At 63.4% G+C, this 13,440-nt stretch carries 14 protein-coding genes; 8 read left to right on the top strand and 6 right to left on the bottom strand.

Translation table 11 applies throughout. The features are described 5' to 3' along the window. Window positions 1-177: 177 nt before the first annotated feature. The gene (phaC, locus tag FYB76_RS10560; protein WP_154133618.1) at window positions 178-2,037 is read right to left on the bottom strand and encodes a class I poly(R)-hydroxyalkanoic acid synthase; all 1,860 of its coding nucleotides are present in this window, start codon (window positions 2,035-2,037) and stop codon (window positions 178-180) included. A gap of 56 nt (window positions 2,038-2,093) precedes the next feature. Here phaC and FYB76_RS10555 point away from each other — a divergent pair, with 56 nt between their 5' ends. Then, a complete protein-coding gene (locus FYB76_RS10555) occupies window positions 2,094-2,363 on the top strand; it encodes a hypothetical protein (protein ID WP_088753338.1) in 270 nt (89 codons plus the stop codon). Window positions 2,364-2,518: 155 nt separating this feature from the next. On the opposite strand, the gene FYB76_RS10550 is transcribed toward FYB76_RS10555, so the two are convergent. Together FYB76_RS10550 and FYB76_RS10545 are read right to left on the bottom strand one after the other, a co-directional pair. Next, window positions 2,519-2,782, bottom strand: a complete 264-nt coding sequence (locus tag FYB76_RS10550) for a hypothetical protein (RefSeq protein ID WP_154133617.1) — start codon at window positions 2,780-2,782, stop codon at window positions 2,519-2,521. Further along, window positions 2,779-3,564 (bottom strand): sulfite exporter TauE/SafE family protein, encoded by a 786-nt coding sequence (locus FYB76_RS10545; RefSeq protein WP_154133616.1) that lies wholly within the window; start codon window positions 3,562-3,564, stop codon window positions 2,779-2,781. The genes FYB76_RS10550 and FYB76_RS10545 overlap by 4 nt, the downstream gene beginning before the upstream one ends. A gap of 162 nt (window positions 3,565-3,726) precedes the next feature. On the opposite strand from FYB76_RS10545, the gene FYB76_RS10540 reads away from it, so the two are divergent. Beyond that, a complete protein-coding gene (locus tag FYB76_RS10540) occupies window positions 3,727-4,620 on the top strand; it encodes a LysR substrate-binding domain-containing protein (protein ID WP_154133615.1) in 894 nt (297 codons plus the stop codon). Between the two features lie 46 nt (window positions 4,621-4,666). Here the strand turns inward: FYB76_RS10540 and pgeF are convergent, their stop codons facing one another. Next, window positions 4,667-5,413 (bottom strand): peptidoglycan editing factor PgeF, encoded by a 747-nt coding sequence (gene pgeF, locus FYB76_RS10535; RefSeq protein ID WP_154133614.1) that lies wholly within the window; start codon window positions 5,411-5,413, stop codon window positions 4,667-4,669. Between the two features lie 12 nt (window positions 5,414-5,425). Beyond that, entirely contained in the window at window positions 5,426-6,544 is a 1,119-nt protein-coding gene (locus tag FYB76_RS10530) for an RluA family pseudouridine synthase (protein ID WP_088753333.1), read from the bottom strand. 112 nt (window positions 6,545-6,656) lie between these two features. Here FYB76_RS10530 and FYB76_RS10525 point away from each other — a divergent pair, with 112 nt between their 5' ends. Further along, the gene (locus FYB76_RS10525) at window positions 6,657-7,457 is read left to right on the top strand and encodes an outer membrane protein assembly factor BamD (protein ID WP_154133613.1); all 801 of its coding nucleotides are present in this window, start codon (window positions 6,657-6,659) and stop codon (window positions 7,455-7,457) included. A 106-nt stretch (window positions 7,458-7,563) separates the two neighbouring features. On the opposite strand, the gene yaaA is transcribed toward FYB76_RS10525, so the two are convergent. Beyond that, window positions 7,564-8,340 carry a peroxide stress protein YaaA gene (gene yaaA, locus FYB76_RS10520; RefSeq protein ID WP_088753331.1) on the bottom strand — a complete coding sequence of 259 codons (777 nt, stop codon included), beginning with the start codon at window positions 8,338-8,340 and terminating at the stop codon, window positions 7,564-7,566. A gap of 270 nt (window positions 8,341-8,610) precedes the next feature. Between yaaA and FYB76_RS10515 the strand changes: the two genes are divergently transcribed. From FYB76_RS10515 to FYB76_RS10495, 5 genes are all read left to right on the top strand, one after another. Beyond that, the gene (locus tag FYB76_RS10515; RefSeq protein WP_154133612.1) at window positions 8,611-10,362 is read left to right on the top strand and encodes a methyl-accepting chemotaxis protein; all 1,752 of its coding nucleotides are present in this window, start codon (window positions 8,611-8,613) and stop codon (window positions 10,360-10,362) included. A 241-nt stretch (window positions 10,363-10,603) separates the two neighbouring features. Beyond that, window positions 10,604-10,888 (top strand): hypothetical protein, encoded by a 285-nt coding sequence (locus FYB76_RS10510; protein WP_088753328.1) that lies wholly within the window; start codon window positions 10,604-10,606, stop codon window positions 10,886-10,888. 11 nt (window positions 10,889-10,899) lie between these two features. Beyond that, complete coding sequence (locus FYB76_RS10505; RefSeq protein WP_088753327.1) at window positions 10,900-11,421, top strand: putative toxin-antitoxin system toxin component, PIN family; 522 nt, start codon at window positions 10,900-10,902, stop codon at window positions 11,419-11,421. Between the two features lie 63 nt (window positions 11,422-11,484). After that, on the top strand, window positions 11,485-12,642 hold the full coding sequence (locus FYB76_RS10500; protein WP_154133611.1) for a pyridoxal phosphate-dependent aminotransferase: 1,158 nt from the start codon (window positions 11,485-11,487) through the stop codon (window positions 12,640-12,642). Between the two features lie 80 nt (window positions 12,643-12,722). Beyond that, window positions 12,723-13,415: a glutathione binding-like protein gene (locus tag FYB76_RS10495; protein WP_088753325.1), complete on the top strand. Its 693-nt coding sequence runs from the start codon at window positions 12,723-12,725 to the stop codon at window positions 13,413-13,415. Window positions 13,416-13,440 lie beyond the last annotated feature (25 nt).

The raw sequence follows: 13,440 nt of genomic DNA, 5'->3' as shown, positions 1-13,440 counted from the left end.
CCGCATTGGTGGAAGTCCCTCGCCCGAAGAACTTTCCTTTGTCTTGTCAGGCCCTGCTGCGCCGCGGAAGCGCTGCCAGCCGTCTCTCTCTGTCGGCGGGCCCGCATGGGTCACCGCCCTCTTTTCATCAATGCCGCCGGCTTCTGTCAGTCGTAGTGGCCGGCTGGCTGATTCGTGTCAGGCCACCAGCTGGTCGGCCTTGGCCTTGACGTAGCGTCCTGGCGCCGGTTCGATGTGCTTGTAGCGCGTCGAACCAGGGTTCTTGGGTGCGGCCACCTTCCGTCCGCCATGCTTGGCCAGGAAAGCAGCCCACTCGCCCCACCAGCTGCCGGGGTGTTCGCTGGCACCAGCCATCCAGGCATCGGCATCGCTGCCGGCCTTGGCCTTGTCGTTGACCCAGTAATTGCGCTTGTTCTTGGAAGCCGGATTGATCACGCCGGCAATGTGGCCCGAGGCCCCCAGCACGAAGCGGCTGTTGCTGCGCTTGCCGGCATTGATCAGGTCCAGCGAGGCGTAGGCCGATTTCCAGGGCACGATGTGGTCATCGCGCGAGGCATAGATGAAGGCCGGCGCAGTGATCTTGCGCAGGTCGATCTTCTCGCCGCCCACCGTCAGGCGGCCCGGCTCCTTGAGTGCGTTCTCCAGGTACATGTGCCGCAGGTAGTAGCAGAACATCGGACCCGGCAGGTTGGTGCTGTCGGCATTCCAGTACAGCAGGTCGAAGGCGCTGGGCTTTTCGCCCTTCAGGTAATTCGATTCGACGTAGTTCCACAGCAGGTCGTTGGGACGCAGGCTGGAGAAGGCGCTGGCAAAATCGCGCCCGGCCATCAGGCCACGCTGGCCGATCATCTGCTCGCGCAGGGCCAGCTGCATCTCGTCGATGTAGACGTCGATGGCACCGGTGTCGGAGAAATCGAGGAAGGTCGTCAACAGCGTCAGGCTGGCCACCGGATCTTCACCGCGCGCAGCCAGCAGCGCCAGCGCGCAGGAAAGGATGGTGCCGCCGACGCAGAAGCCGAGGGCGTTGATCTGCGGCTGCTTGCTGATCTCCTGGACGATATGGATGGAACGCACCACGGCGTCGTCCACGTAGTTTTCCCAGGTGGCAGTCTCGACGGCCGCATCGGCGTTGCGCCAGGAAATCAGGAACACCGTGTGCCCCTGCTCTACCGTATAGCGCACCAGCGAATTCTGCGGCTGCAGGTCGAGGATGTAGAACTTGTTGATGCAGGGCGGCACGATCAGGAGCGGCACCGAATGCACGGTCTTGGTCAGCGGCGCGTACTGGATCAGCTGGAACAGCTCGTTCTCGAAGATCACCGAACCCGCACTGGCGCCCACATCGCGGCCGACCTCGAACGCCGTTTCATCGGTCTGGGAGATGTGACCCTTCTGCAGGTCGGCCAGCAGCTGGGCGATGCCTTGCGTGAGACTCTCGCCGCGCGTCTCCAGGATCTTCTGCTGTGCCACCGGATTGGTCGCCAGGAAGTTCGCAGGAGACATCGCATCGATCATCTGCTGCACCGCAAAACGCAGTTTGTGGCGCACCTTCTCGGTGCCCTTGACCGCATCGGCCAGCGCCAGCAGGAAGCGGGAATTCAACTGGTAGGCCGCTGCCTGGAACGCGAAGTAAGGATGTTCCTGCCAGGCCGGCGCCGACAGGCGGCGGTCGGTGATGGCCGGCGTCTTGGCCGCCAGCATCGACTGCCACAGCTCACCGAATTCGCGGGTGTAGTCCTGCTGCAGGCGGACCAGCTCGGCGGGATCGAGGCTTGCCCCCAGGTCGCCGAGTTGCTTGAGCAGGACCGTTGGGTCGATCTGCCCGGCACCGGGCGGCATCGCGCCACCAGGAAAACCCTGGAAGCCCGGCATCTGCGGCATGCCCGGCATCGCGGGCATGGGCGGCAAATGCGACTTGAATTGCTCGAACTGGGATTGGAATTGGGACTGCAGCGAGGTCCAGAATTTCGGATCGGACATCTGTGCCAGCCACGCGGATACATCGGGAGAGGGTTGCTGCGGATTCTGCTTGTTCATGCTCGGATCTGCAATTTTCGCGTATCGTTACGGTTTGTCTCGACGCGCATTTCACCATGGTCATCGTCGCTATCGCATGGCTCTACGTCGTCTTCATGATGTCGATCACCGAACAGTCGGCGGTCGCTGGCGTCGCCACTTTCCTGCTGTACGGGATAATTCCCCTGACCATCGTTTTATACCTGATGGGTACGCCGCAACGCAAGCGGAATCGTCAAAAGATGAAGAAATTGGCAGCCGAGCGCAAGGAAGAAATCAAAGATGACCGTTCCGTTAAACGCGAGTCCGATCCCAACTTGGATACGCCGCATGATCCGCACGCGTGAATGCAGGGGCCGGCAAGGCTGGCGTTGAAAACTTAGAAAAAGGGATCAGCGCGCACCATCATCGTGAGCTTGAGACGCCCGAACCGCGCCGGTTTGCGCACTGCATCATGCGTCGGGTGCGAGCAGCAAAACTCAGCAAAAGAATAGGACGCGGTTCAGCGCCGCGCCACCCGCCGCAAGACAATCTGGCGATAGCGGGGTTTCAGTACGGCAAGCATGTCGCGCAAAACGGCTGATCCACGCCAGGGCGGCGAGACATAGGCCATACGTAACTTCAACCCTCCACTGTCACGTAACTCACAATCAAGCATGGCGATCATGCTGCCATCGAGCCAGGCGTAGACGTGGACTTCATTGGCATGCCGCTCTTTGGGACCTTCGATCTGCCAGCCGCAGGGCTGCCTGGAAACCGGCCTCATCGTCCCGCCTCCAGCAGGTCGGGCAGGTGCCAGGCCAGGTGCAAGCCCAGCAGCAGCAAGCCGATGAAGAAGCAGCGCCGGAAGGTGGCAGCCCGCACCAGCCCCCGCACGCGGGTGCCCAGCGCCATGCCCAGCAAGGCTGGCACCAGCACGATCAGCGAAACCCAGCCTACGCCTGCGCTGAAGGCTCCGCCCTGCCCCAGGTTCACCGCCAGGGCCACGGTAGACACCGTAAAGGACAGTCCCAGCGCCTGGATCAGTTGATCGCGCGGCAAGCCCAGCGCCTGCAGGTACGGCACCACCGGGATGACGAATACGCCGGTAGCGGCGGTCACGAGGCCAGTCATCAGGCCGATGACGGGCGACCACCAGCGCTCGTGGCGAGGCTGCACCGTCGGCGTCCAGGCCGCCAGGCCGGCCAGCGCATACAGCATCAGCGCCACGCCCAGCACCACGATGGCATGGCGTCCGCCATCGGCGCGCATGAACCCGGCACCGGCCAGGGTGCCGACCACCACGCCCGCAAGCAGCGCCCACAGGCGCTTGGCCAGCATCAGGAACGCACCGCCGGTGGCCAGCTGCCAGCCATTGGTGACCATCGACGGCACGATCAGCAGCGCCGCTGCCTGCACCGGCGGCATCACCAGGCTCAGCAATCCGACCGCCACCGTCGGCAAACCCAGTCCGATGACGCCCTTGACGAAGCCGGCCAACAGGAACACGGCCAGGCTCACGGCAAGCACGGTGGCATTCATGTCGACGAGGGAAAGCAGGCTGGGCATGGCAGGAATGGAACCGGGATGACAAGGCAGCGGGGGTAGCAAGGTTTCTCAGTCTGCCAGTCCTCGCCCGCGCTGGAAATGTGGAATACACTTAGCCAGCCTTCGGCCTGGCCGAAGGCACAACGTCGAGATGCCCCCTTCTTCCCTTCAACCAGTACGCCGATGAGCCATCGCTTCGAATTGTCCGACCTGCGTCTTTTCCTGCACATCGTGGAAAGCGGCAGCATCACCGGCGGGGCCGAACGCGCCCACATGGCGCTGGCCTCGGCCAGTGCGCGCATCCGCAACATGGAAGATGCGCTGGGGACGGCCTTGCTGGAGCGCGGCCGGCGCGGCGTACAGACCACCGATGCGGGCCGCGCCCTGGCCCATCACGCACGCATGATGGCGCAGCAGATGGAGCAACTGCGCGATGAACTTGGCCAGTATGCGCAGGGCCTCAAGGGTCACATCCGACTCTTGTGCAATACCTCGGCCATGACCGAGTTCCTGCCGGAGGTGCTGGCGCGCTTCCTGGCGCGGCATCCGCACACCGATATCGAACTGGAAGAAAAACTGAGCTATGAAGTGGTGCAGGCGGTCGTCGACGGGGTGGCCGATGTCGGCATCATCGCCGACTCCACCGACAGTGGACCGCTGCAGACCTACCCCTTCCGCCAGGACCACCTGGTGGCAGTGCTGTCAAAGAAGCATCCGCTGGCACGGCGCAAGTCCCTGGCCTTCAGCGAATTGCTGGGGGAGGATTTCGTCGGATTGTCCGGCGACAGCGCGCTGCAGCAGCACCTCTCCGGCCATGCCACCCGCGCGGGCCGGCGCCTGCAATACCGCGTGCGGCTGCGCAGTTTCGATGGCATCTGCCGCATGGTGGAGCATCAGGTCGGCGTGGCCGTGATGCCGGCGACGGCGGCCCAGGACTGCGCGGCGCACATGGACATTCGCGCCATCCCGCTCACCGACGGCTGGAGCCGGCGCCAGCTGCTCATCTGCGTGCGCGGACTGGAAGGCTTGCCAGGGCATACGCGCGAGCTGATCCTGGCCTTGCAGCGCCACGCCTGAAGCATCCGGGATCAAGAAAAATGGCGGCTCCGCAGAGCCGCCATCATCACTTGAGCCAGATCAGCGAGCCCATGCGCCCGGTGGTCTTGTCGCGCCGATATGAATAGAAACGCGGATCAGTGACGGTACACAGTCCACCACCGCTGACCTCATGCACATCCACGCCGGCCAGCCGCTGGCGGGCCAGCGTATAGATGTCGGCCAGGTACTTGCCGGGACGGCCGGGATAAGCGCGGAAGGCCTGTTGCGCCGTGGACTGCTGCGCCAGGAAGGCCTCGCGCACTTCGGCCCCGACCTCGAACTGTTCCGGCCCGATGGCCGGCCCCAGCCAGGCGATGATGTCCTGCGCACCACGCGCGCGCATGGCGGCCACGGTGGCTTCGAGCACACCGGCGGCCAGTCCGCGCCAACCCGCATGGGCCGCACCGACCACCGTGCCGGCGCGATCAGAGAACAGCACCGGCAGGCAATCGGCTGTCATCATCACGCACACCGCGCCGGGCGTACTGCTGATGCAGGCATCGGCCGTGGGCTGGTCGGGCAATGCGGCTGCATCAAGCACGGCCACGCCATGCACCTGCGTCAACCAGGCCGGCTCAGACGGCAGCAAGCGCCGCAGCAGCGCACGATTGCGCGCCACCAGGGCGGGGTCATCGTCGACATGCGTTCCCAGGTTCAGGCCGCCCCCACCCTGGCCGTCGCCATAGGGTGCGGCACTGAAACCACCTTCACGCAGGGTGGTAAGGGCAGCGACGTTGCCGGGTGCGGCCCAGTCGGGGATCAGCAGTTGCATGGGCGGGCTCGCTCAATAGTCGTCATCGTCTTCGTCATAGTCGCCCAGGACCGGGTCGGCCTCCTCGCTCATCTCCGGGATGACCGCCAGGGCCGGGTCGATGTTGGCGCTCTTGAGCAGGGCTTCGATATCCGCCGGCAAGGGTGCGGCCCACTGCCGGAACTTGCCGGAGGTCGGATGCACCAGGCCCAGGCGGCCGGCCAGCAAGGCCTGGCGCGGGAAGACCGAAGCCAGGTGCTGCTTGCCGTACAGCGCATCGCCCACCAGCGCGAAGCCCAGCGACTGCAGGTGCACGCGGATCTGGTGGGTACGGCCGGTTTCCAGGCGGCAATGCACCAGGCTGACCGGCTTGCGGTCGATCTCGCCAGTGGCCAGGCGACGGTAATGGGTCACGGCCGGCTTGGCGCGCATGCTTTGCGACACCGCCATCTTGATGCGGTCGCGCGGATGGCGCGCCATCGGCGCATTGATGGTGCCGGAGAGCTGCGGCAGGCCCCAGACCAGGGCCAGGTACTGGCGCTTCATGCTGCGCGCCTGCAACTGGCGCACCAGGTCGGTCTGGGCGGCCAGGGTCTTGGCCACCACCATGAGGCCGCTGGTTTCCTTGTCCAGCCGGTGCACGATGCCGGCGCGCGGCACGTTGGCCAGGCCCGGGCAATGATGCAGCAGGCCGTTCAACAGCGTGCCGCTCCAGTTGCCGGCGGCAGGATGCACCACCAGGCCGGCGGGCTTGTTCAAGATGATGATGGACTTGTCCTCGTGCAGGATGTCCAGCGCCATGGCTTCCGGGGCATAAGGCTGGTCGGCCGGCACCGATTGCGGCGCCACCTCCACCAGCTCGTCGCCCAGCATGGTCATCTTGCCCTTGGCGGGCGCACCGTCCACGGTGACGTGGCCGTCTTCGATCCATTGCTGGATGCGGCTGCGCGAAAATTCGGGCATCAGGCCAGAGAGGACCTTGTCCAGCCGCTGGCCGATCACCTCATCGTCGAGGCGGAAACTCAGGGGCTCCAGGCCGGAGACGCTTTCGTTGCCGGCTTGCTCGCCGTCATCGAAATCGTCCTCCAGCGGGAGGTCGGTCTTTACAGGCTCATCGCCATTTGTAATCGGAAGGGGTTTCTTACGTGACATCAGCTATAATCGCCGGATCGGGTTGATTGTATTTCGGGTATCGATGCAGCCGGCTCGGGTAGGCGCACAGCGCCATGCACAACTGATAGTCCCAGACAAGCACACAAGAGTCATGCACAAAATCTTATTGAAGTTCTTCATCATCGGTTTTGCCCTCTCGCTCACCGCCTGCGGCCTCTTGCCGGAACAAAAAGACGAGACGGTCGGCTGGTCTGCCTCGAAATTATACTCGGAAGCCAAGGATGAACTGAATGCCGGCGGCTACGACAAGGCCATCAAGTACTTCGAGAAGCTGGAATCGCGCTACCCCTTCGGCACTTACGCCCAGCAGGCGCAGATGGACATCGCCTACGCCTATTACCGCCAGAACGAGCAGGCGCAAGGCCTGGCAGCGGTGGACCGCTTCATCAAGCTGCACCCGAACCACCCCAATGTCGACTACATGTATTACCTGCGTGGCCTGATCAACTTCAATGATCGCACCAGCATCTTCGACACCTTCACCGACCAGGACAACACTGAGCGCGATCCCAAGGCCATGCGTGACGCCTTCGATTCGTTCAAGCTGCTGGCTGAACGTTTCCCGGACAGCAAGTACACCCCGGACGCCATTGCCCGCATGAAATACCTGGTCAATGCGATGTCCCAGTACGACGTCCACGTAGCCAACTACTACTTCCGCCGTGGCGCCTACGTGTCGGCCGCCAACCGTGCGCAGGCTGCCATCAAGCAATATCCGGACTCCCCGGCCAATGAAGAGGCGCTGTTCATCCTGATGCGCTCCTACGAAGCCCTGGGCCAGACCAAGCTGAAGGAAGACACCGAACGCATCATCCAGGCAACCTATCCCAACAGCCCCTGGTACACCGGTGGCCCCAAGCAGAAGGCCAAGCCCTGGTGGAAGATCTGGTAAGACCGGCACACCGGCAACGCCCGATAAAAAACCCTCGCCATGCAGATGGCGAGGGTTTTTTGTTGTCCGGCCCGGGCAAGCGGCCTGAGCCGGTATGCGTGCGCCGTCAGGCTTCCAGCTTGCGTCGGAACACCCAGCTGCTCTCGGTGGAGGCGTCCGGCGCGAAGGCATAGCCGTCCACGTCGAAGGCCTTGAGCTTTTCCGGCTGGCTGATGTTCTTCTGGGCCGCATAACGCGCCATCAAACCGCGCGCGCGCTTGGCGTAGAAGGAAATGATCTTGTACTTGCCGCCCTTCCAGTCTTCGAACACGGGCGAGATCACCTGTGCCTTGAGCAGCTTGGGCTTGACCACCTTGAAGTATTCCTCCGACGCCAGGTTGACCAGTACCGGGGCCTTCTGCGACGCCAGTTCGCCATTGAGCGCATCGGTGATTTCGTTGCCCCAGAAGGCATACAGATCCTTGCCGCCCGGATTGGCCAGCTTGGTGCCCATCTCCAGGCGATACGGCTGCATCAGGTCCAGCGGGCGCAGCATGCCGTAAAGGCCCGAGAGAATGCGCACGTGATTCTGCAGGTAGTCCAGTTGCTTGGCATTGAGCGAGCCCGCGTCCAGCCCTTCGTAGACATCGCCGTTGAAGGCCAGCACGGCTTGCTTGGCATTCTTGGTGGTGAACTTGCGCGACCAGCTGGCATAGCGGTTCACGTTCAGCACCGACAGCTGGTCGGAGATACCCATGAGGCTGCCGATCTCGGCCGGCGACTTGGTCTTGAGCACTTCGATGAGCTGCGCCGAACGCGGCACGAAAGCCGGCGTGGTGTGCAGGTCGGTGGTGGGCGGCGTGTCGTAGTCCAGCGATTTGGCGGGAGACAAAACAATCAGCATGAGGGGTTCATCCATTGATCAGGTTGGGACAAGGTGGCCGCCATGATACCCAAAGCGCGGCGCTTCCGTGCGGCGATGCCAGCTTCGCGACCGATATGAAAATTTGGGCAGCAAAAACCCGGCTGTTGGGCCTTTGATCCCTGCCCCGCCGCTCCTACACTGAAACATTGGACGCCAATGGCCATGCCCCCCCTGCATGACCGCCATGGTCCAAGCTCCCGCCTGCATTGCCGCGCCGCATCCCAACCGATCCAACACCAAGGACACGCCATGAACTGGTTCTACGACCTGCGCATCGCCCGCAAACTGCTGCTGACCTTCACCGCCATCCTGCTGCTGACTGCCCTCCTGGGCGGCTTTTCCATCGTGCAACTGTCGCGCGTGAACGATGCCTCCACCGAGATCGCCACCAACTCCCTGCCCAGCGTGCGCCATCCGCTGGAGGCCAAGGTCGCCCTGGCGAGGATACGTACGGTGCAGCTGCAGCACCTGCTGCCGGGCAACGAGGCCAACGTGGAAGCCAACGAAAAGGTCATCGCCGACATTCTGGCGGCCCTCAACAAGGCGCTCGACAAGTACGAGCCACTGGTCAACATGGCCGACGAACGCACCTACTTCACGGCCATCAAGACCGACCTTGCGGTCTTCATCAAGCAGCACCAGGAAATGGCCAAGCTGGTGCGGGGCCAGAAGACCGACGAAGCGCGTGAGCTGCTCTTGAAGCAAGTCACGCCGGTCTACCTGCGCCTGTTCGAGAACCTGGACAAGGCGGTGGCCATCAACATCGACGCCAGCGAAAAAACCGACCAGGACGCCCAGCAGCGCTACGAGAGCTCGCGCCTGATGATCTGCATCCTGCTGGCGGCGTGCATCGGCCTGGGCCTGCTGCTGGCGACCTGGGTGGCACGGATCGTCTCGCGTCCGCTGCAGGATGCCATGCATGTGGCCGAACGGGTGGCCGAAGGCGACCTGACGGTGCATATCCATCCCGCAGGACGTGACGAAACCGGCCGCCTGATGAGTTCACTCAAGGCCATGAACGACAGCCTGCTGCGTATCGTCACCCAGGTGCGTGAAGGCACCGACACCATCAACACGGCCTCGCGCGAAATCGCCAGCGGCAACCTCGACCTCTCCAGCCGCACCGAGCAGCAGGCCAGCTCCCTGGAAGAGACCGCCTCGGCCATGGAAGAGATCACCTCCACCGTCAAGCAGAATGCCGACAATGCCCGCCAGGCCAACCAGCTGGCGCACTCGGCCTCCGATGTGGCCACCCAGGGCGGCAGCGTGGTGTCGCAGGTGGTCGAGACCATGGGCGCCATCAATGCCTCTTCGCGCAAGATCGTCGACATCATCAGCGTCATCGACGGCATTGCCTTCCAGACCAACATCCTGGCCTTGAATGCCGCGGTCGAAGCAGCCCGTGCCGGCGAACAGGGGCGTGGCTTCGCCGTGGTCGCCTCCGAGGTGCGCACCCTGGCGCAGCGTTCGGCTGCCGCCGCAAAAGAGATCAAGAGCCTCATTGATGATTCGGTGGCCAAGGTCGACGCCGGCAGCCGCCTGGTAGAAGAGGCCGGCAGCACCATGACCGAAGTGGTGGCCAGCGTGCGCCGGGTCACCGACATCGTCGGCGAGATCACCGCCGCCAGCTCCGAGCAAAGCAATGGCATCGAACAGGTCAACCTGGCCATCACGCAAATGGATGAGGTGACCCAGCAGAATGCCGCGCTGGTGGAGCAAGCCGCCGCAGCAGCAGGCTCGCTGCAGGACCAGGCGGGCAAGCTGTCGGAACTGGTGAGCGTGTTCAAGCTGGAACGCGCCCATGTCGCCTCTGCCGCCGCACCGGCGCCTGCGCGGCCCGCCGCCCTGTCGCCCAACGCGCAGGCACGGCCCCAGCCCAAGCCGATGGCGCGCACCGTCGCCACGGCATCGGCACCGGCACTGCCCGCAGCGCCTGCAGCCAAGCCCGTCAAAGCAGGCAAGACCCCATCGGCCGATGAGGGCGACTGGGAGCAGTTCTGAGCCGGCACACCCGGCCGGTGCAGGCGCTGGGCGAATGTTCAAGTTCGGCAGCAAACTTGCCGTTGATCAACTAGACTGACAGCAAGCAAATGGCAGGAGCACATTGCAGCAGTCAACACGTGCTACTGCCTGGGCAGACTGTCGGCACTTTGGCGGCATTTCGTTGTCCATGGTGAACGAGCAGGACGAATTGGACAGGCTGCCCGCCTGATCCCGCCGGCCATCGGCAAAGGAGGACATCATGAAACGCGACAAAGCCCTCATGGGCGAAATCCTGAAGCAACTGGCATCCTTCGGCACCCTCTACGGCGACGTGGAAAAGATCCAGAGTGCCCTGCCCGGCCAGGTCGCGCCGGAGGTGATCCTGCATCACCTGCGCCTGCTCTATGACCGCGGACTGGCGGCGGTGGACATGCACAATTTCTGGCGTGTCACCGATCAGGGGTATGATGCGCTCGAAACCGGTGGCGAACTCTTCGGCAAGCACGAAACGCCGCCGCCCGGTCAACGTGGCATCGACAACTAGTTTTCAGATCAATGAGCATCCAGGCAACACCACTCCCCTCCCCTGTAACTTCCCTTCCTTCCGGCACGCCCGCTGACGCCAACCTAAGGCGCCAGCGCGTGGTGCTGGACACCAACGTCTGCCTGGACCTGTTCGTCTTCCGCGATCCGCGCTGGGCGGCGCTGCAGGCGGCGCTGGAACAAGGGACCGTAGAGGCTTATACCCGTGAGGATTGCCGCAGCGAGTGGCTGGCGGTGCTGGATTATCCGCATCTGCCGGTCACCCCCGAGACCAAACCGGCGATCTGCGCCGAATTCGACCGCCTGCTGCAATGCCTGCCGCTGGCCCAGGTCAATACCTTCGGCCTGCCCGTCTGCACCGATCGCGACGACCAGAAATTCCTAGAACTGGCGCTGCAATGCCAGGCCCACGTGCTGGTGAGCAAGGACAAGGCCGTCCTCAAGCTGGGCAAGCGCACCGTCAAGCGCGGGATGTTTGCCATCGTGCCGCCCCAGCTCTGGCGTGCCGATGCCTTCCTTGATGCGGCCACCTGAAGGCTCCCTCGAATGCGGCTAGAATAGCGGGCTTGCGATCATCACAAGAACGAGTCCGCTGCAATGAGCACCCCCAACATCGTCACCAAGCTGCCCAAGGTGGGCACTACCATCTTCACCGTCATGTCTGCATTGGCCAGCGAAAAAGGCGCGGTCAACCTGGGACAGGGCTTCCCCGATTTCCATTGCGACCCGGCCCTGGTGGATGCGGTCACCCGCGCCATGCAGGATGGCCTGAACCAGTACCCGCCCATGGCCGGCGTGCTGCCGCTGCGCGAAGCCATCGCCGACAAGGTGGAGCGGCTCTACGGCCATCGCTATGATCCGGTCTCCGAGATCACGGTGACGGCCGGCGCCACCCAGGGCATCCTGACCTCGGTGCTGTGCGCGGTGCATCCGGGTGACGAAGTGATCGTGATCGAGCCGGTCTATGATTGCTACGTGCCGGCCATCGAGCTGGCCGGTGGCATACCGGTGTTCGTGCAGATGGAAGTCGGCTCAGCCGGTTACAGCATCCCCTGGGACAAGGTGCGTGCAGCGGTCACGCCCAAGACCCGCATGATCATGGTCAACACTCCGCACAACCCGACCGGCAGCGTCATGCGCGCGGCTGACGTGGCGGCGCTGGCCGACATCGTGCGCGGCACCGATATCCTGATCCTCTCCGACGAAGTCTATGAACACATGGTCTTCGACGGCCAGCCGCATGAATCGCTGGCGCGCCATCCGGAACTGGCCGAACGCAGCTTCATCAATTCCAGCTTCGGCAAGACCTATCACGTCACCGGATGGAAAGTCGGCTACGTGGCGGCCCCCGCTGCACTGACCGCCGAATTCCGCAAGGTGCACCAGTTCAATGTCTTTACCGTCAATACGCCCGTGCAGTATGGTCTGGCCGAGTATATGAAGAACCCGGCACCGTATCTGGATCTGCCGGCGTTTTACCAGAAGAAGCGTGATCTTTTCCGCGCCGGACTGGCCAACACCCGTTTCGAGCTGCTGCCCTCGCAGGGCACGTATTTCCAGTGCGTGAAGTATGACGCCATCTCGGACCAGTCCGAAGCCGACTTCTGCAAGTGGCTCACCAGTGAAATCGGCGTGGCCGCCATTCCGGTCTCGGCCTTCTACAACACGCCCAAGGAATCGGGCATCGTGCGCTTCTGCTTCGCCAAGAAGGATGAGACGCTGCAACTGGCGCTGGACCGGCTGGCCAAGCTGTAACACGGCTGGTGCGCAAATCGTTTAGATATTTTCCGTAACGTGACTTCCCCCCTCAACACGACACGCAAAAAAGGAACGCCATGATCGACGTCTACAGCTGGGCTACGCCCAACGGCCACAAGGTTCACATCATGCTGGAGGAGTGCGGCCTGCCCTACACCGCGCATGCCATCGATATCGGTGCCGGTGACCAGTTCACGCCCGAATTCCTGAAGATTTCGCCCAACAACAAGATCCCCGCCATCGTCGATCCCGATGGTCCGGACGGTGCGCCGATCTCGCTGTTCGAATCCGGCGCCATCCTGATCTACCTGGCCGGCAAGACCGGACGCTTCCTGGGCGAGACCGTGCGCGAGAAGTATGAAGTGCTGCAATGGGTGATGTTCCAGATGGGCGGCCTCGGGCCGATGCTGGGCCAGGCGCATCACTTCCGCCTGTACGCGCCGGAGCAGATCGAATACGCCGTGAACCGCTACAGCAACGAAGCGCGCCGCCTGTACCAGGTGATGGACAAGCAGCTGGGCCAGCACGCCTACCTGGCCGGCGAGAACTACACCATTGCCGACATCGCCTGCTTCCCCTGGACCCGTTCGCACAAGAACCAGGGCATCGATCTGGCGGACTTCCCCAACGTCAAGCGCTGGTTCGACGCCATCAGCGCACGCCCGGCCGTGCAGCGCGGCGTGACCGTGCTGGCCGACAAGCGCAAGCCGCTGCAGGATGACAAGGCCAAGGAACTGTTGTTCGGCAAGAGCCAGTACCAGAAACGCTGATCCTACATCACCGGGGGCGGCGCTC

Source organism: Herbaspirillum sp. CAH-3 (assembly GCF_009668275.1).
GTDB classification, from domain to species: domain Bacteria; phylum Pseudomonadota; class Gammaproteobacteria; order Burkholderiales; family Burkholderiaceae_D; genus Herbaspirillum; species Herbaspirillum aquaticum.
The sequence above is the reverse complement of the archived record's forward strand: the minus strand, read 5'-3'. Positions and strand labels throughout refer to the sequence as shown.

Bases quoted from the DNA above. Each gene is read 5' to 3' on its own strand.
- phaC (WP_154133618.1), bottom strand. From the start codon at position 2,037: ATGAACAAGCAGAATCCGCAGCAACCCTCTCCCGATGTATCCGCGTGG.
- FYB76_RS10555 (WP_088753338.1), top strand. From the start codon at position 2,094: ATGGTCATCGTCGCTATCGCATGGCTCTACGTCGTCTTCATGATGTCG.
- FYB76_RS10550 (WP_154133617.1), bottom strand. From the start codon at position 2,782: ATGAGGCCGGTTTCCAGGCAGCCCTGCGGCTGGCAGATCGAAGGTCCC.
- FYB76_RS10545 (WP_154133616.1), bottom strand. From the start codon at position 3,564: ATGCCCAGCCTGCTTTCCCTCGTCGACATGAATGCCACCGTGCTTGCC.
- FYB76_RS10540 (WP_154133615.1), top strand. From the start codon at position 3,727: ATGAGCCATCGCTTCGAATTGTCCGACCTGCGTCTTTTCCTGCACATC.
- pgeF (WP_154133614.1), bottom strand. From the start codon at position 5,413: ATGCAACTGCTGATCCCCGACTGGGCCGCACCCGGCAACGTCGCTGCC.
- FYB76_RS10530 (WP_088753333.1), bottom strand. From the start codon at position 6,544: ATGTCACGTAAGAAACCCCTTCCGATTACAAATGGCGATGAGCCTGTA.
- FYB76_RS10525 (WP_154133613.1), top strand. From the start codon at position 6,657: ATGCACAAAATCTTATTGAAGTTCTTCATCATCGGTTTTGCCCTCTCG.
- yaaA (WP_088753331.1), bottom strand. From the start codon at position 8,340: ATGCTGATTGTTTTGTCTCCCGCCAAATCGCTGGACTACGACACGCCG.
- FYB76_RS10515 (WP_154133612.1), top strand. From the start codon at position 8,611: ATGAACTGGTTCTACGACCTGCGCATCGCCCGCAAACTGCTGCTGACC.
- FYB76_RS10510 (WP_088753328.1), top strand. From the start codon at position 10,604: ATGAAACGCGACAAAGCCCTCATGGGCGAAATCCTGAAGCAACTGGCA.
- FYB76_RS10505 (WP_088753327.1), top strand. From the start codon at position 10,900: ATGAGCATCCAGGCAACACCACTCCCCTCCCCTGTAACTTCCCTTCCT.
- FYB76_RS10500 (WP_154133611.1), top strand. From the start codon at position 11,485: ATGAGCACCCCCAACATCGTCACCAAGCTGCCCAAGGTGGGCACTACC.
- FYB76_RS10495 (WP_088753325.1), top strand. From the start codon at position 12,723: ATGATCGACGTCTACAGCTGGGCTACGCCCAACGGCCACAAGGTTCAC.